The organism is Nocardiopsis sp. TRM 82005, assembly GCF_056312425.1.
Genome location: NZ_JBWDTQ010000042.1, coordinates 1 through 21,673 on the forward strand (window position 1 = coordinate 1; position 21,673 = coordinate 21,673).

17 protein-coding genes, 1 pseudogene and 1 riboswitch are annotated in these 21,673 nt (G+C 70.2%); of the genes and pseudogenes, 14 read left to right on the forward strand and 4 right to left on the reverse strand.

Features of this window, described 5'->3' with window-relative positions; all coding sequences use genetic code 11:
• The 3 genes and pseudogenes from AC0T5L_RS25905 to AC0T5L_RS25915 all read right to left on the reverse strand — a co-directional run.
• Positions 1–888, reverse strand: a pseudogene (locus AC0T5L_RS25905) (hypothetical protein); the annotation flags it as partial.
• Positions 889–954: 66 nt separating this feature from the next.
• Entirely contained in the window at positions 955–1,329 is a 375-nt protein-coding gene (locus tag AC0T5L_RS25910; RefSeq protein ID WP_476168105.1) for a DUF6507 family protein, read from the reverse strand.
• 46 nt (positions 1,330–1,375) lie between these two features.
• On the reverse strand, positions 1,376–1,660 hold the full coding sequence (locus AC0T5L_RS25915) for a hypothetical protein (RefSeq protein ID WP_476168106.1): 285 nt from the start codon (positions 1,658–1,660) through the stop codon (positions 1,376–1,378).
• 768 nt (positions 1,661–2,428) lie between these two features.
• Here AC0T5L_RS25915 and AC0T5L_RS25920 point away from each other — a divergent pair.
• From AC0T5L_RS25920 to AC0T5L_RS25940, 5 genes are all read left to right on the forward strand, one after another.
• On the forward strand, positions 2,429–4,087 hold the full coding sequence (locus AC0T5L_RS25920) for an RICIN domain-containing protein (RefSeq protein ID WP_476168107.1): 1,659 nt from the start codon (positions 2,429–2,431) through the stop codon (positions 4,085–4,087).
• Positions 4,088–4,420: 333 nt separating this feature from the next.
• Positions 4,421–5,293 carry a PRC and DUF2382 domain-containing protein gene (locus AC0T5L_RS25925; RefSeq protein WP_476168108.1) on the forward strand — a complete coding sequence of 291 codons (873 nt, stop codon included), beginning with the start codon at positions 4,421–4,423 and terminating at the stop codon, positions 5,291–5,293.
• A gap of 189 nt (positions 5,294–5,482) precedes the next feature.
• Positions 5,483–5,767, forward strand: coding sequence for a DUF6309 family protein (locus AC0T5L_RS25930; protein WP_476168109.1), 285 nt, complete (start codon positions 5,483–5,485; stop codon positions 5,765–5,767).
• Positions 5,739–6,005, forward strand: a complete 267-nt coding sequence (locus AC0T5L_RS25935; protein ID WP_476168110.1) for a DUF6309 family protein — start codon at positions 5,739–5,741, stop codon at positions 6,003–6,005. The genes AC0T5L_RS25930 and AC0T5L_RS25935 overlap by 29 nt, the downstream gene beginning before the upstream one ends.
• A gap of 101 nt (positions 6,006–6,106) precedes the next feature.
• On the forward strand, positions 6,107–7,492 hold the full coding sequence (locus tag AC0T5L_RS25940) for a flavin monoamine oxidase family protein (RefSeq protein ID WP_476168111.1): 1,386 nt from the start codon (positions 6,107–6,109) through the stop codon (positions 7,490–7,492).
• Positions 7,493–7,521: 29 nt separating this feature from the next.
• Here AC0T5L_RS25940 and AC0T5L_RS25945 read toward each other — a convergent pair whose 3' ends face one another.
• On the reverse strand, positions 7,522–8,316 hold the full coding sequence (locus AC0T5L_RS25945) for a hypothetical protein (RefSeq protein WP_476168112.1): 795 nt from the start codon (positions 8,314–8,316) through the stop codon (positions 7,522–7,524).
• Positions 8,317–8,438: 122 nt separating this feature from the next.
• Between AC0T5L_RS25945 and AC0T5L_RS25950 the strand changes: the two genes are divergently transcribed.
• The 9 genes from AC0T5L_RS25950 to gcvP all read left to right on the forward strand — a co-directional run bounded on the left by AC0T5L_RS25950 (position 8,439) and on the right by gcvP (position 21,431).
• Positions 8,439–10,286 carry a carbon starvation CstA family protein gene (locus tag AC0T5L_RS25950; RefSeq protein WP_476168113.1) on the forward strand — a complete coding sequence of 616 codons (1,848 nt, stop codon included), beginning with the start codon at positions 8,439–8,441 and terminating at the stop codon, positions 10,284–10,286.
• Positions 10,287–10,313: 27 nt separating this feature from the next.
• Positions 10,314–10,625, forward strand: coding sequence for a cory-CC-star protein (locus AC0T5L_RS25955; protein ID WP_476168114.1), 312 nt, complete (start codon positions 10,314–10,316; stop codon positions 10,623–10,625).
• On the forward strand, positions 10,619–11,545 hold the full coding sequence (locus AC0T5L_RS25960) for an ArsA family ATPase (RefSeq protein ID WP_476168129.1): 927 nt from the start codon (positions 10,619–10,621) through the stop codon (positions 11,543–11,545). Before AC0T5L_RS25955 ends, AC0T5L_RS25960 begins: the two co-directional genes overlap by 7 nt.
• Positions 11,546–11,892: 347 nt before the next feature.
• Positions 11,893–12,621: a cardiolipin synthase ClsA gene (gene clsA, locus AC0T5L_RS25965; RefSeq protein WP_476168130.1), complete on the forward strand. Its 729-nt coding sequence runs from the start codon at positions 11,893–11,895 to the stop codon at positions 12,619–12,621.
• Positions 12,622–12,822: 201 nt separating this feature from the next.
• Entirely contained in the window at positions 12,823–15,324 is a 2,502-nt protein-coding gene (locus tag AC0T5L_RS25970; protein ID WP_476168131.1) for a sugar phosphate nucleotidyltransferase, read from the forward strand.
• A gap of 623 nt (positions 15,325–15,947) precedes the next feature.
• Positions 15,948–16,490: an FHA domain-containing protein gene (locus tag AC0T5L_RS25975; RefSeq protein WP_476168115.1), complete on the forward strand. Its 543-nt coding sequence runs from the start codon at positions 15,948–15,950 to the stop codon at positions 16,488–16,490.
• A 172-nt stretch (positions 16,491–16,662) separates the two neighbouring features.
• The gene (locus AC0T5L_RS25980; RefSeq protein ID WP_476168116.1) at positions 16,663–17,136 is read left to right on the forward strand and encodes a bifunctional nuclease family protein; all 474 of its coding nucleotides are present in this window, start codon (positions 16,663–16,665) and stop codon (positions 17,134–17,136) included.
• Positions 17,137–17,601: 465 nt separating this feature from the next.
• Positions 17,602–18,090: a MerR family transcriptional regulator gene (locus AC0T5L_RS25985; protein WP_476168132.1), complete on the forward strand. Its 489-nt coding sequence runs from the start codon at positions 17,602–17,604 to the stop codon at positions 18,088–18,090.
• 257 nt (positions 18,091–18,347) lie between these two features.
• Positions 18,348–18,438: riboswitch (glycine riboswitch) on the forward strand.
• A 98-nt stretch (positions 18,439–18,536) separates the two neighbouring features.
• Positions 18,537–21,431: an aminomethyl-transferring glycine dehydrogenase gene (gene gcvP / locus AC0T5L_RS25990; protein WP_476168117.1), complete on the forward strand. Its 2,895-nt coding sequence runs from the start codon at positions 18,537–18,539 to the stop codon at positions 21,429–21,431.
• The last annotated feature ends 242 nt before the right edge of the window (positions 21,432–21,673 follow it).

Genomic DNA, 21,673 nt, shown 5'->3' on the forward strand with positions numbered 1-21,673 from the left:
CAGCGAGGCCGCGGACTGGATGTTGCCCTCGTGGTACTCCCACAACGCGTCGCCCCAGGAGGCCTGGAACCAGCCCTGGGAGCTGTGCATGCCCAGCATCGCGCCGGTGCCCTCGACCGCCCCGACCCCGAAGTCCCACACCGCGGCCCCGGCGTCGACCAGCCAGCTCTCGTCGGTGGCGGCCCCGCCCATGTCCCACTCGGTGGCCAGGTCCGACAGGTCCTCCTCGTAGCCGTGGTAGAACACGTCGTCGTCCAGGGCGCCCCCCTCGGAGGGCATCTCCTCGAACCTGGTGCGGTCGGGGACGTACTTGTTGATGGCGTTGGCGCAGGTGCGTTCGGCGTCCTCGTAGTCCTCGATGAGGACCGTGCCCCGGGCGACGAGGGCTTGGTTCTCCGCCACGTTGGGGTTCTCACTGAAGCCGAGGAAGCCGGATACGCCCTCGGCCTTGTTCCAGTCCTCGCCCTCGGAGTCGATGCGGGCGCGGAACTCGTAGGCATCGGTGCGCAGGGTGGACCAGCGGGACTTGATGCCGCGCAGGGTCTCGGCGAAGTCCTCCAGCGCGCCGGCTGCCTGGCTCATGCCCTCGGATACGTCGTCGCCGTCGCTGGCCACGGGGGCCAGGACGGTGTAGAGCTCCTCGGCTTCGGGGGCTTTGTAGCAGGAGGTGAGCGGGCCCCAGGAGGAGTTGATGTCGTTGCCGTTGTCGGCCACCGACTCGCCGGCGGCGCGCAGGTCGGCGGCCAGGCCCTCGATGTAGTCGGGTGAGGGGGTGGGCACGGGGAAGGTGGCGGGGCTGATCTTCTCATCGCCGGTGGTGGTGAGCATCCTGGTCTGCTCACGGGTACCGAGGGGGCCGGAGGAGGGAGGGCGATCAGCAGGGGGCATCAGGGTCTCTCAGCAGGGGGAACCGGGGAGGGGAGGGCTTCGGGGTTCGGGGACGGGCGGCCGGGGTCAGACGAGTTCGGCGTTGCCCGGGCCCTGGGGCCGCGGCGGCGGCTCGGGAACCTCACCGGCGTTCTGCTGGGCCTCCAACGCCATCTCCTCGTTGCCCTCGACGTAGGCGGTGGTGGCCTCGCTGGTCTGTTGGACGGCGGTGGCGGTCAGGGAGAGCATGTCGCCCATGAGGCCGAAGTAGTGTCCGGCGAACTCGCCCAGGGCGATCCCGATGGGGGCGCTGTTGACGTGGTCGCTGAGCGCGGTGACGCTGGACTCGATCGTGTCCATGTCACCGAACAGGCCGTCGGAGCCGCCCTCCTCACCGACGTAGGAGAAGGTGGTGGTCAGTACGGTGCCGATGTCCGCGGGTTGGAGATCCCAGGCGCTCACGGTGTCCTCCTGTCACTGGTCACTGGTCACTGGTTGCTGTCGCTGGTCACGGGGCGGTTCTGGAACGGAATGCCTCGGGGCGGAAGGTGTCCGGCTCGTCCGGTGCTGCGGGCCCCGGACCGGGCGCGGCCCCGGCCCGGGCGGCCTCCACGGTGTGGAGCATCTGGTCCAGGGCCGAGCGGACCCGTGCGAAGTCGGTGCGGGCGCGCAGCCGCATGTACTCGGAGGCCTCGCGAACCCTGAGACTGGCGGGGGGTACTGACGGTTCCGCCGCCGGATCGGAGGAGGGTTCCTCCTCTTCCTGACCGGGGCGCACGGTGTCGAACTTCACCGACCGTCCTCTCGTTCCCGCTCTCTCATGGGGTGCCTTCCGGAGCTGCCCCGGAAGCGTTCACTGTGCGGTACATCCGAGCGTGCGGAATGTAGGCATGGTTCCATTGTGGGGTGTTCGTCCGACATCCACGGGGATGTGCGGATGTCGACCGGGGAGGGGACGCTGACGCTCCACGGGGCCGAACACGAGCTCGGGAGTGGTGCGCGGGGAACCACGGAGGCTTCGGAACCGTCCGGATGTATGCGGCATGCCACACGCCGGTGGCCGAATGCGGCCAGGCCCGCCACGGCCGCCCGGGGATCGTCACAGCGGTCCCGCTCGCCACACCCCTCATGCTCGTAGTCCCACAGCCTTCGGCGGGGACCGTGGACGGACCACTTCCAGAAGCCGAAGGCCTCGTACGTACGCCCCGCATACAGCTCCGGGCGCTGGAGCTCGATCCGGGCGGTCTCGGCTCTGGCCGGTCAGGACAGCCCCGGAAGGGCCAACGGTTTTCCCGTTCCGGTGCCTCTTCCGTAGGGGTACGCGGGCGCGGACGCTTCCCGGTCTTCTACGCGGCATGTGCCCATCTGGTGGTCGACATGCCGTGATGGTGCCAGAGCCGGAGCATCTCTATGGCACCCCGTTCCTTTCTGACCGTAGTCACATCGCTACCGGTAAAGCGCTTTCCGTGTTAGGTTCCCGGCAACCAGCTGGTATGGGAGCGCTCCCCACCCCCCACTCCTTCTGGACACCGCCGTCCGGAGTTCGCACAGAGGAGCAGCAGTGCCCATCAACCCCCCTGCCTTCCGCGGCGCAGCCCCGGCCGCGCCGCCATCCACCCGCCGGCCCCTCTCCCGCCTGCGCCGGTTCCTGTACTCCGCCCTGGCCGTCGTGCTCTGCACGGGCGGGCTCTCCGCGGCCGCCATCACCTCCGCGCAGGCCGCGGACATCGACACGGGGGCGTACTACGTCCTGAGCAATCAGCACAGCGGCCTGGTCGCCGACGTGGAGAGCGCCTCCACCGAGGACGGCGCCGAGCTCATCCAATGGCAGCGCACCGACAGGCCCTGGCAGCAGTTCCGCTTCGTCTCCGCGGGTGAGGGCTACTACCGCATCGTCAACCGCAACAGCGGCAAGGCCATCGACGTCTGGGAGCACTCCACCGACAACGGCGCCGAGATCCGCCAGTTCACCGACCACGGCTCCGAGAACCAGCAGTGGCGCCCCGTCGACACGGGAGGCGGTGTCCAGTTGGTCAACCGCCTCAGCGGCAAGGCCCTGGAGGTGTGGGAGTGGAGTACCGCCGAGGGCGACCGCCTGTCCCAGTACGACTCCCTCGGCGGCGCCAACCAGGTCTGGGACCTGATCCGCGTGGACGGCGGCGACTCCCCCTCCGACGGCTGCGGCAGCGGCTCCTACGACGCCGAGGTCGTCCAGGACGGAAGCACCTGGACCGCCAGCAACGGCGGCACCGTCTACAGCGGCGGTGACATGCTCTCCGCCATGCGCGCGGCCGTGGACAGCCTCAGCGGGGGCCGTTCCTCGCAGGAGAGCGTCGTGGTGCGCGGCTCCGGCTCCATGCCGGGCAACGCCTCACTGGACCTGCCCAGCCACACCTCGCTGGAGGTGTGCGGCACGATCGACGTGACCGGCTCGGCGACCGGTGACAACGCCGCCGTGCGCATCAGGCACGCGGAGGACGTCTCCGTCCCGCACCTGTCGGTCACCGGATCCCCGTACTTCGGCGTCTACGTGCGGACCTCGCGCAACGTCCACTTCGGCCAGGTCGACCTGCGCCTGTCCAGCGGACTGGGCATGCGCATCGACAGCCGCGACAACGACGCGGTCCGCGAGGCGCGCGACATCCGCGTCGACGACGTGTACGTCTCGGGCACGGACAACCACGGTGTGGAGACCTACGGGGTGGACGGCCTGACCATCGGCACCGTCACCGCGCGCAACACCGGTTACTCCGGCCTGCTGCTCAACGACACCGTCAACGCGTCGGTCGGCCTGGTGGACGCCGAGGGCGCCGGAACCGGCACGGGTTACGCGGCCTTTCGCATGGCCAACCGCAACGGTCAGCTCAACGGCGGCTATCCGACCAACATCCGGGTCGGCGAGGTCCGTGCCCGGGGCGGCGGCCGGGGTATCTTCTGCGTCTCCGAGAGCGGTGGCGCGGTGATCGAACGCGTGGACGTCGCCGACACCGGCAGCAACGCGGCCCTGATCGAGAACTGCCACAACGTCACCCTCGCGGGCGGGACGGTCGCGGGCCCCGGAGACATCCGGATCGCCGCCCGCTCGGAGTTCGCCAACACCTCCGACATCACGTTCCAGAACCTGACGCTGGTCGACACCGCGCTCAACGAGGACCCGTGCGCGGTCAACACCGTGATCAGCAACATCACCTGGCAGAACAGCCAGGACAACACCTGCTGATCCACCGCGACGCCGCCGGGGCCCGGTCCCTCCGGGCCCCGGCCCGGTGCGCCGCGGGGCCGCGACGGCGAAGGGGGCCTCGCCTCCTGGCTCGCGCAATCACCTGATTACCAGAGGTAATCAAGTCTTGGGACGGGTCCCGGTCCGGCCAGGGCGGCGCAAGGCGGACGCCAATGGGGAGGGCCCCGGGAAAAATTTCCGCCAAGACACGCCTACATCCAGTTAGTGACTGGTCCGGAACGTTAGTCCTACCAGGTCATGGCGGGTAGGGGGTGTGCGGACAGGGTTGGGGCGCTTCGGCACCCTGCACACACGCAACCATGGGGGGACACCGTGGCACGCGATCGCACACCCGGAGATCTGATCGGGCACAACGTCCTCGATGAGCAGGGCAACAACGTCGGCAAGATCAACCAGGTCTACCTGGACGACAACACGGACCAGCCGAGTTGGGTGTCGGTGCACACCGGCCTGTTCGGTCGGCACGAGACCCTCGTCCCGCTCCAGGGGTCCCAGCCCGCGGAGGAGGACATCCGGATCCCCTACGACAAGGCCACCGTCAAGGACGCGCCGCATGTCGACGCGGACCGGCACATCTCTCCCGAGGAGGAGCAGACCGTCCGTGAGTACTACGCCCAGCACGGAGGTCCTCCGGTGCAGTCCCAGCCCGCGGACTGGGAGGGCCGGGACGCCTCCGCAGGGCGGGGACCGGGCCCGCAGACCACCGGCGGCCGGACCGACATGCCGGGCACGGGGGCGCCTGCGGGCATGCCCGCGGACGCGGCCATGGCGGGGGAGGCCGCCACTGGGAGGAGGGACGAGCCCGACGACGTTTCGGTGACGCGCTCGGAGGAGCGCGTGGACATCGGGGTGGAGCGGCGTGAGTCCGGACGGGCCCGGCTGCACAAGTACGTGGAGACCGAACCGTTCGACGAGACGGTGCCGCTGCACCGCGAGGAGTTGCAGGTCGAGCGGCGCCCGGTCGAGGACCCCTCCCAGGTGGCTGGGGACCGGGAGATGGGCGAGAGCGAGGAGACCTTCACGGTCTACGAGGAGCGGCCGGTCGTCTCCAAGGAGCAGGTACCCGTCGAGGAGGTCCACGTCCGCAAGCGTGGCGTCACCCACGACGAGCACGTCCAGGGCGAGCGCCGCCGCGAACGGGTCGAGATGGAGGACGAGGAGGGGGAGCCGCCCACGACCAGCTGACGGTTCCCCTGTCAGGCCGTCTCCGGACAGCCTGACAGGGGCCACCCGGGGCCGGCCGGTGGGGACGGCACCCACGGAGGCCGTTCGGGGCTGTCGAGAAAGCCTGTTTCGTTCTGATAAAAACCTAGGTATCGCAGCCCCCTTCGGGAGGCGACCGCATCCCCCAGACGACGGAACAGAAGCACTCTCGTGAAGATCATCGAACCGGTCACCTCAGACGACGTCATCGGGCACTTTCGCGCCAACCACTCGGCGGACGACTCCTTCCACGCGGTGAACACGCGGGTCGAAAGGCTCGTGTACCTGGCCACGGAGGAGTTGGGCGAACCCTGGTACCGGGTCCGTCTGAACCGCAAGGACGTGCTGTCGGTGGTCCTGCCCTGGCACCTGGGGGAGAAGGGCGACAGCGAACTCGTGCCCCCCGGAGGGGGCGACCGTCAGCGAGGTGACCCAGGCCCTGCGCTCGCGGAGTGAGGACTACCGCGCGACCAACCCGGTGTGCTGGGAGAAGTTGTCGTGGCACTCGACCTCGGACCTGGTACCGCTGTTCCTGAGTTCCCGCGCCATCGACCACCACGACTACCACGGTCTCCGTGACAAGCACTCCCTGACCCATCTGGACGGGTTGCACCGCATGGTGGCCTGGTCACTGTGGAAGCGGCTTCCCCGTATGCACCGCCTGGAGGCCTACGTGGTCGGCCTGTCCGTCTGAGCCGCGCCCGACTCCGCATGCTGGCGGGGTGTCCTTCGGGTGTTGGACACCCCGGGCGCTTAGGGTCGCACTGTCGGTCACCGGCACGGAGGGGGAGGCACATGACTGACCCGGGGGACCTCACCGAGGAGACCATCGAGGAAGGCGGCGAGGAGCCCGAGGAGCACACGGCCCAGCCGCGCGGACGTGAGGCCGAACCCGGGCGCGGGCACACCATCGTGGTGGGCGCCGGGATGGCCGGGCTGGCCGCCGCCGACCGGCTCGCCGACAGGGGGGAGCGCGTCACCGTCGTGGAGGGCCGTGACCGCCTGGGCGGGCGCATCCACTCGATCCGTGAGTGGGAGGGCTCGGCCACCGTGGACGCGGGCGCCTCCTGGATGCGCGGCGAGGAGAACAACCCCCTCGTGCGGCTGGTCCGCGAGTCCGGTGTCCGCACGACCGTGTTCAACCGCTCCACCGAGACCGCCTACGACCCCAAGGGGCGGCGGCTGCTCTTCGACCGCCACCGCCGCAACATGGAGGACGTTCACCTCCTCAACGAGCACATGTACTGGGACAAGGTCGGCGCCGGCCCCCAGGAGTCACTGGAGGAGGGCATCAAGCAAGCCCTCTACGACGCCAACCTGGTGCGTGCCCGGGCCCGCGACGCCAACGAGATCGTGCACCGCATGGTCGAGGCCGACCACGGAGCCGGCGCCGAGGAGGTCGCCTTCTCCACGGTGGCGGCCCTGCACGAGTTCAGCGGCGACGACGTCGTCTTCCCCGACGGCATGAGCCAGCTCACCGACCAGCTGGCACGAGGGCTGGACGTGCGCCTGGAGCACGTGGTGCTGTCGGTCTCCCACGACGACGACGGCGTCAGCGTGCGCGTGGACACCCCGCGTGGTGAGGAGACGCTTACCGCTGACCGGGTCCTGGTGACCCTGCCGCTGGGCGTGCTCAAGGCCGGACAGGTCGACTTCGACCCGCCGCTGCCCGAGGACAAGCGCAAGGCGGTGGAGCGTCTGGGCAACGGGCGCCTGGAGAAGCTGTTCCTACGCTTCGACCAGGTGTTCTGGGGCGACGCCGAGGTCCTCGTCCACCTGGGCACCGAGGAGGGGACGTGGTTCCACTGGTACGCGGGCCAGCGGGTCCTGGACGCGCCGATCCTGGTCAGCCGCAACGGTGGCAACGCGGCGCGGTTCCTGGCGGACAAGGACGACGGCGAGGTGGTCGAACACGCGATGGCCTCACTGCGCGGCATGTTCCGCAAGGCGCCCGACCCGGTCGGCCACCACGTCACGCACTGGATGGACGACCCGTTCTCCCGAGGCTCCTTCTCCTTCACGGCCGTGGGCTCGGACGACGACGACCGGGTGGCGCTGGGCGCCCCGGTCGGGGAGAGGGTCTTCTTCGGGGGAGAGGCCACCGAGATCGAGCACACGGCGACCGTGCACGGCGCCCTGCTGTCGGGCCGGCGGGAGGCCGACAGCATCCTGGCGCTCTGATCCCGGGCGCGGCCCCGCGCACCGGGGGATCAGCGCCCGAGGCGGCGCTCCACCGCCGAGACACCCGCACGGCAGGCGCGTTCCACCTCCCGGTGGTTGCGCATCCGCTCCAGCAGGCGGTACGGGCGCGGATCGGGGTCGGGGCCGCCGTCGGCGCCGGTGACCTCCAGTGTCTGCTCCGACAGCGTTCCGGTGCGCGTCCACCGCTCCCAGCGCTCGAAGTCGGGGCTGGCCTGGTGGCCCATCACCAGCGCCCGCCCGCCCCGCCCGGCCAGGTCGCCGCCGTCGCGTGACCACAGCTCCACGCTCCCGCCCGGACCCGCCGACCAGTTCTTCGCGGTCACCACGTCCACCCGTACGTCCGAGTCCTGTTCGCGTACCAGCAGGGCGTCCTCGGCGCGGTCGCGCCGCCGCACCTCGTACACCTGCTCCACCCCGGTCAGGCCCACCACGGCGCGCGCCATCCACCACCAGTTCTCCCGGCGCGCCATCAGGCTGCCCGCCCGCAGCTGTGTCGGCGGGTGCTTGGCCACCTCCTGCTGGACCAGGTCGCGGCCGAAGAGGTGTCCCGCGGGGTCCAGACGCACCTCCGCCGGACCGATCCCGACCAGGCCGGTGTCCGAAGCGGGCGCGGGCGCGGTCAGGCTGAACGCGGCGCGCGGGGCGAGCGTGTCGACCAGGTCCAGGTGGGCCAGGGGCAGGGCCACGCACGGCACCTCCCCGTCCATCAGCGGGACCACCGGAACACCCACGGGCCCCTCCGGGGCCAGCCAGGACAACTCGCCGACGGCCGAGCGCCGCCAGACCGTGGCGAAATCGTTCACATTCTTCCTTTTCTGTGATGTGCCGCTCATGTTAATTTCTCGGGACTGTACTCGAACCGCCTGGACAGGGCACACGCAAGCCCGCCCGTTCCGCTGGGAGACCCGAAAGAAGTGATCCCCCCATGCCCGCTGTAGCCGTACTGGTCGGCACCCTGGCGATCTTCGCGCTCGCGTATCGCTTCTACTCCGTCTACCTGGCCAAGCGGGTCTACGCCCTCGATCCGGCCTTCGCCACGCCCGCGCACACCTTCCGGGACGGGGTGGACTTCCTCCCCACCAACAAGCACATCGTCCTGGCGCACCACTTCATCTCGGTGGCGGGCGCGGCGCCCATCGTCGGCCCGGCGATCGGCGTGTTCTGGGGCTGGGGACCGGCTCTGCTGTGGGTGGTCCTGGGCACGATCTTCGGGTCGGGCGCGCACGACTTCGGATCGATCGTCGTCTCCCTGCGCAGCAAGGGGCGCAGCATCGGCACCCTGGCGGGCGACGTCATCGGAGCCCGGGCCCGCATCCTGTTCCTGCTGATCATCTTCTTCCTGGTGACCATGGTGAACGCGGTGTTCGCCATCGTGATCGCCGGCCTGTTCGTGCGCGCGCCCGAGGCGGTGCTGCCCACCCTGGTCACCATCCCGCTGTCCATCGCCGTGGGCCAGGTCGTCTACCGCCGGCGCACCGCCGCGCTGATCCCCTCGATCGTCGCCCTGGTGCTGGTCTACGCCTGCATCCCGTTGGGACAGCTCCTGCCGATCAGCCTCGCTCCGGTCGCCGAGGCCGTGGGGGTCCAGGAGAACCTCCTGTGGATCGTGATCGTGTTCGCCTACGCGTTCATCGCCTCCCGCCTGCCGGTGTGGCTGCTGCTCCAGCCGCGCGACTACATCAACCAGCACCAGATGGTCCTGGCCCTGACGGTCATCATGCTCGGCGTGATCGTGGGCATGAACACGATCGAGGCGCCGCTCTTCCGCGACACCCCGGCGGACTCCCCGCCGATCTTCCCGCTGCTGTTCATCACCATCGCCTGCGGCGCGGTGTCGGGCTTCCACAGCCTGGTCGCCTCCGGGACCACCTCCAAGCAGATCGACAAGGAGACCGACGCCCGGTACGTCGGGTACATGAGCTCTCTGGGCGAGGGAACCCTGGCCCTGTGCTCGATCCTGGCCTGCACCGCGGGCGCCATGATCTACTCCGCCAACAGCGGCACCGACTGGGCCAGCCTCTACGTCGACTGGGAGGCGGCCTCCGCCGACCCGCAGGGCAGGTTCATCGAGGGCGTGGCGGGCTTCGCCTCCAACATCGGCATCCCCGAGAGCACCGCCCTGGTCTTCGGCGCCCTGGTGATCGTCAGCTTCGCCGTCACCACCCTGGACACCGCGGTCCGGCTCAAGCGCTACATCATCCAGGAGATCGCCACGATCGGCGCCGAGCGCTTCACCGCCGCCAGCGCTCCGCACAGGACGCTGACCTTCCTGTCCCGCAACCTGACCGTGGCCACCCTCGTCGCGGTCATCATCCCCTTCGCCCTGACCCTGGTTCCGGGCAACTTCGCCGTGGGCACCCTGTGGCTGCTGTTCGGCACCACCAACCAGCTCACCGCGGGCCTGGCCCTGTCGGTCATCGCCGTGTGGGTCACCAAGCGCGGCCGCAACCCGATCATGATCCTCATCCCGCTGGTGTTCCTGGTCATCATGACCGTCTGGGCGCTGGTCATCCAGCTGGGCAACTTCGCCAGGTCCGATGACGCGATGCAGGCTTTCCTGCTCGCCCCGCTGGACGGGGTCATCCTGGTGCTGGCCCTGTGGATGATGGTCGAGGCCGCCATCGCCCTGTACAAGGCGTGGAAGAACCCCCCGGCGGCCGAGGCGACCGAGGTCGCCGCGGGCGTCGACGGAGGGACCAACGGGGCCGCTGTCGACGACGAGCCCGCCTCCGGCGGGACCGCCTCCGGAAAGGGCGAGGGTGAGGGCAGGTAACCGCCGTCGCACGCGGGGCGCGGCCCCGTGAGCGAACCGCGCACCGGCGCCGGGTCCGCTTCCCCGAAGCGGATCTGGCGCCGCGCCGTCACCGCCTGGCGCCGCTTCGAGGGCTTCCACCAGGAGGTCTTCGAGGCGCGTTGGGGACACGCGCGCAAACGCGAGGCCCGCACCCAGCAGGACACCCTGCGGGCCCTGCTCATGCTGGAGACACTGGGAGTGGACAACCCCGTCGCCTACGAGACCCTCGACCTGATCCCGTACATGGTCGCCGACCTGCACGAGTGGCACCAGCGGATGGGCCGTGAGGACTTCGGAGCACCCGGAGGCTGCTGTTGACCGAACCCGTCGCCGCGCCGATCACCTTCGTCGGAGGCAAGGGCGGGGTCGGCAAGACCACCCTGGCCGCCGCGCACGCGCTGGCCCTGGCCGACGCCGGACACAGGGTCCTGGCGGTCTCCACAGACCCCGCCCACTCGCTGGGCGACGCCCTGGAGACCACCCTCAAGGACGAGCCCGTCCGGGTGGCCCCGGGCCTGTGGGCCGCCGAACCCGACGCCGACGCCGCCGTGCGCCGCCGTATCGCCCAGGTCGCCGAGGACGCCCGAAAGGCCGTCCAGCCCGAGATCGTGCCCGCCGTGCAGCGCCACCTGGAGCAGGCGGGCTCCAGCCCCGGCATGGCCGAGTCCGCGCTGGCCGACCTGCTCGTGGACCGCATGGAGGAGGTCGGGCACCAATGGGACGCCCTGGTCGTGGACAGCGCCCCCACCGGACACTTGCTGCGCCTGCTCAACCTGCCCGCGCTCCTGACCCCCTGGGTGGTGGGCCTGACCCGCCAGCGCGAGCGGGCCCGGCGCGCCGAGGCCTTCGCCGACGTCGTCGGCGACTCGGGCGAGGAAGCCGATCCCCTCACCGAGCGCCTGCACGCACGCCGCCGCCGGCTGGAGCGCGCCGCCGACCGCCTGCGCCGGGACGCCGTGGTGCGTCTGGTGACCCTGCCCCGGCGCATGGTGCTGGCCGAGACCGCCCGGGCCGTCGAACAGCTCACCGACGCCGGGTTCCGGCTCGCTCCCGTGATCGTCAACCAGCTCCCGCCCGAGGACGCGGCCGGCCCCGACACGGCCGAGGCCCTGGCCGCCACACGCGAGCGCTTCGCGGCTCTGGGGACGGTGGAGATCCCGCTCCAGGACACCGAACCCACCGGACCGGACCGCCTGCGCCGCCTGGCCGCCCACCTCGCACCCCGCGGAGGCGTCTGACAGCCGGAATCCCTGCTTGCCCGCAGTGAGACATTGCTTACACCGAGTTTCAGGCGCCGTGCGTCACCACGAGTGCGGAACCGCCCGGGGCCGGGTACCTCCCCTCGTTCCGGCGTTGTCTCGGGCGGCCCGCGGGAACCGCGTCCGGGTGTCTCGCGTTGCACAGTCAGGAGGGCCACCGTCGGGGAGGGCGCGAAAACGTACAGGGTACGATCAATTCGCGGCCGTTCTCCGGCCCACGTCAGGGCAGGTGGAACCCACGATGGCGGGAAACGACCCTCCCGCCCGTTATCGTTGGCGACATGGGGCGATCCGCGGAAGATGGCAGACTCACGGCGGGGGGCGATGTGGCCGGCCCGGAGGTCAGTGACCGCATCTGGACGGTTCCCAACCTACTGAGCATGCTCCGGCTACTGGGCGTGCCGCTGTTCCTGTGGCTCGTTCTAGGGCCCCAGGCCGACTGGTGGGCACTACTCGTGCTGGCCCTGGCCGGCCTCAGCGACTGGCTCGACGGCAAGGTCGCCCGCGCCTGGAACCAGACCTCACGCCTGGGCACCGTCCTGGATCCGCTGGCCGACCGCCTCTACATCTTCGCCGCCCTGCTCGGCCTGGTCATCCGCGGCATCGTGCCCTGGTGGCTGATGGCCATCCTCGTCCTGCGCGACGTCCTCATCCTGGGCGCGCTGCCGCTCCTGCGCCATTTCGGCTACGGCCCCCTCCCGGTCAACTTCGCCGGGAAGGCCGCCACGATGTGCCTGCTGTACTCGTTCCCCTTGCTGTTCATCGCGGGATACGCCCCGATCGTGACAGACGTGGCGAGAATTATAGGTTGGGCCTTCGCACTCTGGGGAACGGCTCTGTACTGGTGGGCCGGACTGCTCTACGCCGTACAGGGACTGCGCCTGATCGCCCAGACCCGCCGCGACGAACGCGCTGATCACGCCGGTGGCCCCCGGGCCGCGGGGGACAGCGACCCCGTGCGCGGGCACGTTACGGATCGACCTGATCCAGCCGCACCGGCGACCGAAGGCTCGGACCGACCGAGCCGCCCGGATCAGGGACGGACCGGCCCCTGATCCGCTGACGGACCGGCTCACCACGAGTCCTATCGGATCGAAAGGGAGTGTCGTCTCCATCATGAGAACATGTCCCACCGCGCGCGATGGCGCGCGCTCCGCGCACCATCCTTCCAGCACGCCCTCCGCCTGCGCGGCCGTACGGAGGTATCGGCGATGAGCCAGACCGAAGACACCGCGCCGGAGGGCACGACGCCCACGATGAAGGCCGTCCTCATGGCGGGCGGTGAGGGCACCCGCCTGCGCCCCATGACGGCCAACCAGCCCAAACCGCTCCTCCCGGTGGTCAACAGACCCATCATGGAGCACGTCCTACGCCTGCTGCACAAGCACGGCTTCACCGAGACCGTGGTCACGGTCCAGTTCCTGGCCACCCTCATCCGCAACTACTTCGGCGACGGCGAGGAACTGGGCATGAAGCTCAACTACGTCGCCGAGGAGGTCCCGCTCGGCACCGCGGGCAGTGTCAAGAACGCCGAGGAACACCTGCGCGGCGAGCCCTTCATCGTCATCTCCGGCGACGCGCTCACCGACATCGACCTGACCGACATGCTCCGCTTCCACCGCGAGAGCGGGGCCAAGGTCACCATCGGCCTCAAGCGGGTGCACAACCCGCTGGAGTTCGGCATCATCATCGTCGACGAGCAGGGCCGTGTCCAGCGCTTCCTGGAGAAGCCCACCTGGGGCCAGGTCTTCTCCGACACCGTCAACACCGGCATCTACATCATGGAGCCGGAGGTGCTGGAGCGCGTCGCCGAGGGTGAGGTCGTGGACTGGTCCGGCGACGTCTTCCCCGAGCTCCTCAAGGAGGGCGAACCCCTCTACGGTTACGTCACCGACGGCTACTGGGAGGACGTGGGCACCCACGAGAGCTATCTCAGCGCCCAGGCCGACGTGCTCTCGGGCAAGGTCGACGTGGAGATCGACGGCTTCGAGGTATCCCCGGGCGTGTGGATCGGCGAGGGCGCCGAGGTCCACCCCGCCGCCGTACTCAAGGGACCGCTCTACGTCGGCGACTACGCCAAGGTCGAGGCGGGCGCCGAGCTGCGCGAGTTCACCGTGGTCGGCAGCAACGCCGTGGTGCGGGCGGACGCCTTCGCCCACCGCACCGTCCTGCACGACAACGTGTTCATCGGCCGCGGCGCCAACCTGCGCGGCGCCGTCATCGGCAAGAACACCGACGTCATGGCCGCCGCCCGGATCGAGGAGGGCGCGGTCGTGGGCGAGGACTGCGTCATCGAGTCCGAGGCCTACGTCCACAACGACGTCAAGGTCTACCCCTTCAAGACCATCGAGGCCGGGGCGGTGGTCAGCACCAACGTCATCTGGGAGTCGCGCGGGCAGCGCTCGCTGTTCGGCCCCCGGGGTGTGTCGGGCCTGATCAACGTCGAGATCACACCGGAACTGGCGGTGCGCCTGGCCAACGCCTACGCCACCACCCTTAAGAAGGGCGCGATCGTCACCACCTCGCGTGACGTCTCCCGCGCCGCCCGCACGCTCAAGCGCGCCATCATCAGCGCGCTCACCGCCACCGCCATCGAGGTGCGCGACCTGGAGGTGGTGCCGCTGCCGGTGGCGCGTTTCCACACCTCCCAGAGCGGTGTCAGCGGCGGGATCACCGTGCGCACCGCCCCGGGAGACCCGGAGTCGGTGGACATCCTGTTCCTGGACGGCGACGGCGCCGACCTGTCGTCCGCCGCCCAGCGCAAGCTCGACCGGGTCTTCTCCCGTGCCGAGTACCGTCGGGCCTTCCCCGGCGAGATCGGTGAGCTGACCTTCCCCTCCCGCAACGTGGAGAGCTATTCCCACGAGCTGCTGCGCCAGGTGGACACCTCCGGCGTCGCCGAGGCCGAACTCAAGGTCGTGGTGGACTGCGCGGGCGGCAGCGGCTCGCTGATCCTGCCCTCCCTGCTGGGCCGGATCGGGGTGGACGTCCTCACCGTCAACAACCGGCTGGACGAGTCCTCGCCCACCGACAGCGTCGCCAAGCAGAACTGGGACCTGGCACGGCTGGGCGAGTTGGTCGCCAACTCCGGCGCCGACTTCGGGGTGCGGTTCGACCCCGTGGCCGAGCGGTTGTCCCTCGTGGACGAGAAGGGCGAGCTGGTCGAGAGCGGCCGCGCCCTGCTGGTCGTCCTGGAACTGGTCTGCGCCGAGTACGGCGGCGGGACGGTGGCTCTGCCCGTGACCACCACGCGGGTCGCCGAGACGGTGGCCGCCTCGCACGGGGTCAAGGTGCACTGGACGGCCACGGCCACCGACGAGCTGACCAAGGCGGTCCAGGCCGAGGACGACATCGTCTTCGCGGGCGACGGCCGTGGCGGCTTCGTCGTGCCGCAGTTCAGCCCCACCAGTGACGCCATCGCCGCCTTCGTGCGGCTGCTGGCACTGGTGGCCCGTACCCGTCGCTCGCTGAGCCAGATCGACCGTACGATCCCCCAGGCGCATCTGCTGCGCCGTTCCGTGCCCACCCCATGGGCGATCAAGGGGAGCGTGATGCGGGCCGTCGTGGAGGCGGCTGGCGACCGCGAACTCGACACCACCGACGGCGTGCGGGTGATCGAGCCGGACGGCAGCTGGGCCCTGGTCCTCCCCGACACCACGGAGGCCGTGACCCATCTTTGGGCCGAAGGTCCCAACTCCGACACCGCGCACCGCCTGCTGGACGAGTGGGCGACCGTGGTGGAGCGGGCCGAAGGCTGATCCGGCCGTGCGGGCGCGGGCGGGAGGCCACCCGCGCCCGCACTATCAGTGCCGTTATGCTTACCCCTCGTGCCCGACCGTGTGTTCTCCCCCAAGCGGATCCGCTGGCTAGACTGGGCGTACGGGCAGGTCCCGGCAGTGTGGCGAAACCGGCGCGAATCCGCGGGGATCCGCGCAGAACCAAACCCGCCAGCGGGGCATCAGCACCAGGACAGGCTGCGTTCCCCGACGGTGTCGGCCACCGGCGTGAGGCGGTGTTCCAGGCAGTGGATCCGCCACCGCCCGGTGCGATCGCGTCGGGGGCGCCCACGGCAGGCCGAGGGGGAGCAAAGCCCTTCCTGGACAGGGATATGGTTTAAAGTCGAGTGTTCCCCGGGGCGCCGCGTCGCCCACCGGGCCGGGTGTCCCGGCAACGGCGGACACCCTCACCGGGGGTGACAAGGAGTACAACATGGGGGATGAGACCTAGCGACCGACCGTGCGAGACACGCCGCTGGCACGACAGCGGAGCGTCTCGCCGCGTTCCGGGTGATGCGCGGGCCGGTGCCCGCGCGGTACCCGGCACGCGCCACCGACCAGCCGAATCAAGCACCGCCCCGTGCGGTAGGAGGCCGAGCCGACCTATGTCGAGCGTTTACTGCACGCAGTGCGGTCACGCCGTTGCGGATGATGCCCGTTTCTGCTCCCACTGTGGAACTCCCCTCCGCAGGGCCGAACAGCAGGGTCCCCAACCAGGCGCTGGCGGGGACTCTGGCGGAGACGTCACTTCGACCATCTCCATCTCTGGCATACAGGCCCTGGAGGATGAGGAGTCCGGTGACGAGCTGGGCGGTGACGACTCCGCCAATCCCGACGCGCTACCGCCGGGGACGGCGCTGCTCGTGGTCAGGCGCGGCCCCAACGCCGGGAGCCGCTTCCTGCTGGACAGTGATGTGACCACCGCCGGCCGCCACCCCAACAGCGACATCTTTCTTGACGACGTCACCGTCTCCCGCCGCCACGTGGAGTTCTTCCGCCGCGGCGACGGGTTCGGTGTCCGTGACGTGGGCAGCCTCAACGGCACCTACGTCAACCGTGAGCCGGTCGACGAGGCCCAGCTCGGCGGTGGAGACGAGATCCAGATCGGCAAGTTCCGGATGGTCCTACTGACCAAACCTCGACGCTGACGGGTATACCGGCTACGGGCGCGAGGCGGTGGGTGGGCCGATGAGGTTTGCGGCCCCCCGCCGCCGGAGAGCTTTGTAACGAAGGGTGCCGATTTCGCCCTCGGGTCCTGATCCACAGGAGGAGCAGGGACGAGCGCCCATCCGGCATGACGACTCGTGGGACGGAGACGCTGTGAAGCACATGGAGGTCGTCGGCGTCCGGGTTGAGATGCCCTCGAACCAGCCGATTGTCCTGCTCAAGGAATCCGATGGGGACCGCTACCTGCCGATCTGGATCGGCGGCGTGGAGGCGACCGCGATCGCGCTGGCCCAACAGGGCGTCGCCCCGGCCCGGCCACTCACCCATGACCTGCTCCGGGACGTGCTCGACGCCCTGGACACCGGGCTCAACACGGTGAACATCACCGGCCTCAGCGACGGCATCTTCTATGCCGAACTGGTTTTCAGCAACGGTGTGGAGGTGAGCGCGCGCCCCTCCGACTCGATCGCCCTGGCATTACGGACGGGCACGCCTATCTACGCGCATGAGGACGTGATCGAAGAGGCCGGGATGCCGATCCCGGACGAGCAGGAGGACCAGGTCGAGGCGTTCCGGGAGTTCCTGGACAACATCTCGCCCGAAGACTTCGGCAGACGTACGGAGTAGGTGCCGGGGCGTGCTCCTCCTGACGGACCCGCGCGTGGGCGCGGGTCCCGCTTGTGCGTGGCTTTCGGTGTGACCGGAGAGGACACGCCGCGACCTGCGGCTTTGTTCCGGGCGCCGGTGATAGATTGGAACAAGGAAATGGCCGTAATGGTTCGGGCCGAAACCCCGGCAGGCGCACGGGGCGCCACCGGGCGGCTCTGTGACACCAGCGCCGCGCGCACTTGGCGACGCGCCGCATGGTGTCGTTGACGCTGCCGGTCGGCCGTCCTACCGTCATTGCAGTGGAACCCGCGGCGCACCCGTTCCCTGAGTGGACATCCCCTGTCGAGACCGCCGTGGGACGAGAAGCCGGAGGTCGGCGTGGCGGTAGCGGGCGGCGAGCGGGATCCCCATGACAGGCGGTTCGCGCTGCGGCTAGCGGGGCAGCAGGGCCTACTGTGCGAAGAGGACGTGGTGGCGCTGCCTATGGACGTCGGGTACCGGGGCCCCGCGGCGTGTACCGCCGCAGGGATCAGCTACCGCCAGCTCGACTACTGGGCCAGGACCGGCCTGGTGGAGCCGAGCGTGCGTGCCGGAGCCCACAACGCCCCCCTCTACAGCCTCCCCGACATCCTGTTGCTCAAGGTGGCCAAACGGTTCCTGGACACCGGGATCTCGCTACAGCAGATCCGCACCGCGGTCGACCACCTGCGCGGCCGCCCCGCCCTGGACCTGGCCCGCATCACCCTGATGAGCGACGGCGTCAGCGTCTACGAGTGCACCTCGCCCGAGGAGGTCGTCGACCTCATGCAGCGTGGACAGGGCATGTTCGGCCTGGCCCTGGCCAACGTCTGGCGCGAGCTGGAGGAGGCGCTGGGCGTGGTCCCCGCCGAGGAGCGGACCGACCTGCCCGCCGTGGCACCCCAGCCCGTGGACGAGCTGGCCAGGCGCCGCCGGGAACGCCGCACCGGTTGAGCCCTCCGAGGCACACCGCGGACCGCGTGCCCTCCCCGTGCGGTCGAACCGCATCGCGCGCGGGGCGGACGGGCCGCCGCGGCCACGGGAGCCCCGCAGCCGTTCGTAGGATCCGACAGATCGAAGCCGTCAAGCCAGTGAAACACCTGACCGGCGGCGGTACCCGGCGCGGCCATCGAGTACGGTCGTAGTCACAACAGGGATGAAAAACGACATTCATCCTGGTTGTACACATGTACAGACTGTCAGCTGGCTGTCGATGCCGCGCGAGAGAGACCCCGCCAACGGGGCGCCGACGGGGCAACACTCCCCAGTAACCTCTCAGGCACCATGGACCGCGTGGAGTAGGCCGCTCTGAAGCCTGGGCACCGCTGTGCCCGGTGACAGAGGGGGAGACCGTGAGGAACACCGCCGATCAGACTCGGCCCTGTCACCAGGAGGTCTCCATGCCAGACCAGCCCGTGCACACCCCCGGCGAACCCGCCAGGGTGTTCGCCGACCGCCACATCGGCCCCGCCCCGGCTGAGACCCAGGAGATGCTCAAGACCGTCGGCTACGGCTCCACCGCCGAACTCATGGCCGACGCCGTGCCCGAGTCCATCCTCACCGGGCCCGGGAAGAGCGCGCCGCTGGACCTGCCCGAGGCGATCGGCGAGTCCGAGGCCCTGGCCGAGCTGCGCGACCTGGCCTCCCGCAACGACGTGCGCACCTCGCTGATCGGCCAGGGTTACTACGGCACCTTCACCCCGCCGGTCATCCTGCGCAACATCATGGAGAACCCCGCCTGGTACACGGCCTACACGCCCTACCAGCCCGAGATCTCCCAGGGCCGCCTGGAGGCCCTGCTCAACTTCCAGACCATGGTCTCGGACCTGACCGGCCTGCCCGTCTCCGGCGCCTCGCTGCTGGACGAGGCCACCGCCGCCGCCGAGGCCATGACCCTTGCCCGGCGCGCCTCCCGGAGCAAGGCCGACGTCTTCGTCGTCGACTCCGACGTCTTCCCCCAGACCCTGCGGGTGCTGCGCACCCGCGCCGAGCCCCTGGGCATCGAGATCGTGGTCGCCGACCTGTCCCGGGGACTGCCCGACGGCGACGCCTTCGGTGTCCTGGTGCAGTACCCCGCCTCAAGCGGCGCGGTCCGTGACCCCGGTACCGTCATCGCCCAGGCGCACGAACGCGGCGCCCTCGCGGTGGTGGCCGCCGACATCCTCGCCCTGACCCTGCTGCGCAGCCCCGGGGACCTGGGCGCCGACGTCGCGGTCGGCTCCACCCAGCGCTTCGGTGTCCCGCTCGGCTTCGGCGGCCCGCACGCCGGGTACATGGCCGTCGGTGAGAAGCTGCGCCGCCAGCTGCCCGGCCGCCTGGTCGGCGTCTCGGTGGACAACGCGGGCAAGCCCGCCTACCGCCTGGCCCTACAGACCCGCGAGCAGCACATCCGCCGCGAGAGGGCCACCAGCAACATCTGTACCGCCCAGGTCCTGCTCGCCGTCATGGCCGGGATGTACGCCGTCTACCACGGCCCCGACGGACTGCGCGCGATCGCCCGCCAGGTGCACGCCCGTACCGCCGCCCTGGCCGCCGCTCTCACCGAGCGCGGCTTCGAGCTCGTGCACTCCGCCTACTTCGACACCCTGCGCGTGCGCGTGCCCAGCGCCGCCCGCGTCGTGGAGTCCGCGCTGGAGTCCGGGTACAACCTGCTGGCCGTCGACCAGGACACGGTCGGTGTGAGCGTGGACGAGACCACCGCCCCGGCCGACCTGGAGAAGGTCCTGGCCGCCTTCGGCGAGGCCGAGCGCGGCTCCTCCCGAGTGCGCCTGAGCGTGGACGGAACCGCTGACCGCCTGCCCGCGGGGCTGGCCCGCGAAGTCGACTACCTGACCCACCCGGTGTTCAACACCCACCGCAGCGAGACCTCGTTGCTGCGCTACATGCGCCGCCTGTCCGACCGGGACCTGGCGCTGGACCGCACGATGATCCCCCTGGGCTCGTGCACCATGAAGCTCAACTCCACCACCGAGATGGAGCCGGTCACCTGGCCGGAGTTCGCGGGCCTGCACCCGCTCGCGCCGCTGGACCAGGCCGCCGGTAGCGTGGCCCTGATCCGCGACCTGGAGGCCTGGCTGGCCGAGGTCACCGGGTACGACGCGGTCTCCCTCCAGCCCAACGCCGGCTCCCAGGGCGAACTCGCCGGACTGCTGGCCATCCGCGGCTACCACCACTCGCGCGGCGAGGCACACCGCGACGTGTGCCTGATCCCCAGCTCCGCGCACGGCACCAACGCCGCCAGCGCGGTCATGGCCGGTATGCGCGTGGCCGTCGTGGCCTGCGACGACAACGGCAACGTCGACCTGGAGAACCTGCGCGCCAAGACCGCCGAACACGCGGACGACCTGGCGGCCATCATGGTCACCTACCCGTCCACGCACGGCGTGTACGAGGACACCATCACCGAGGTGTGCGATCTGGTGCACGAGGCGGGCGGCCAGGTGTACGTGGACGGCGCCAACCTGAACGCGCTGCTGGGCTGGGCCAAGCCGGGCGAGTTCGGCGCCGACGTCAGCCACCTGAACCTGCACAAGACCTTCTGCATCCCGCACGGCGGCGGCGGTCCGGGGGTGGGCCCGGTCGCGGTCCGCTCCCACCTGTCCGGCTTCCTGCCCAACCACCCGGGCCAGCCCGATGCGGGCCCGCACACGGGGGTGGGGCCGGTCTCCGCGGCCCCGTTCGGCTCGGCGGGCATCCTGCCCATCTCCTGGGCGTACATGCGGATGATGGGGGAGCAGGGACTGCGCTCGGCCACCGAGATCGCGGTGCTGTCCGCCAACTACGTGGCCAAGCGGCTGGAGCCCTACTTCCCCGTGCTCTACACCGGTGCGGGCGGGCTGGTCGCCCACGAGTGCGTCGTCGACATCCGACCGCTGCAGAAGGCCAGCGGCATCAGCAACGAGGACGTCGCCAAGCGGCTCATGGACTACGGCTTCCACGCGCCGACGATGTCGTTCCCGGTCAACGGCACCCTGATGGTGGAGCCGACCGAGAGCGAGAACCTGGCCGAGTTGGACCGGTTCGTGGAGGCGATGATCGCCATCCGCCGCGAGACCGACAAGGTGGCCTCGGGCGAGTGGGACGCCGAGGACAACCCGCTGCGCAACGCGCCCCACACCGCCGAGGCGGTGACCGCCGACGAGTGGGAGCACGGCTACACCCGTGCCGATGCGGCGTACCCGCTGGCGTCGCTGCGTACGGACAAGTACTGGCCGCCGGTCGGCCGGGTCGACCAGGCCTACGGTGACCGCAACCTGGTCTGCTCCTGCCCGCCGCCGGAGGCCTTCGAGCTGTAGGGCGGTCCGGGCCGCCAGGGGGCGCCGACCTTCGGGTCGGTGCCCCCTTGTGCTTCCTCCGGTGGGGGGAAGGCGCGTCCGTGCCCTTGCGACGATTGTGAATCTACGTCGTATAGGTGGCGCTTGTGTTGAAGGGAGGCTGGACGGGGCAGGGAAGGGAAGGAAACCATCCGACCGATATCCCGGGCGCGGACCACCAGCCCGCGGCACGCCCCGCGTTAGAGTTGCGGCGACACGGTTTG

Excerpts from the sequence above, each read along its gene's own strand:
- gcvP (WP_476168117.1), top strand. The coding sequence starts at position 18,537 with ATGCCAGACCAGCCCGTGCACACCCCCGGCGAACCCGCCAGGGTGTTC.
- AC0T5L_RS25950 (WP_476168113.1), top strand. The coding sequence starts at position 8,439 with ATGCCCGCTGTAGCCGTACTGGTCGGCACCCTGGCGATCTTCGCGCTC.
- AC0T5L_RS25975 (WP_476168115.1), top strand. The coding sequence starts at position 15,948 with ATGTCGAGCGTTTACTGCACGCAGTGCGGTCACGCCGTTGCGGATGAT.
- AC0T5L_RS25940 (WP_476168111.1), top strand. The coding sequence starts at position 6,107 with ATGACTGACCCGGGGGACCTCACCGAGGAGACCATCGAGGAAGGCGGC.
- AC0T5L_RS25970 (WP_476168131.1), top strand. The coding sequence starts at position 12,823 with ATGAAGGCCGTCCTCATGGCGGGCGGTGAGGGCACCCGCCTGCGCCCC.
- AC0T5L_RS25985 (WP_476168132.1), top strand. The coding sequence starts at position 17,602 with ATGGACGTCGGGTACCGGGGCCCCGCGGCGTGTACCGCCGCAGGGATC.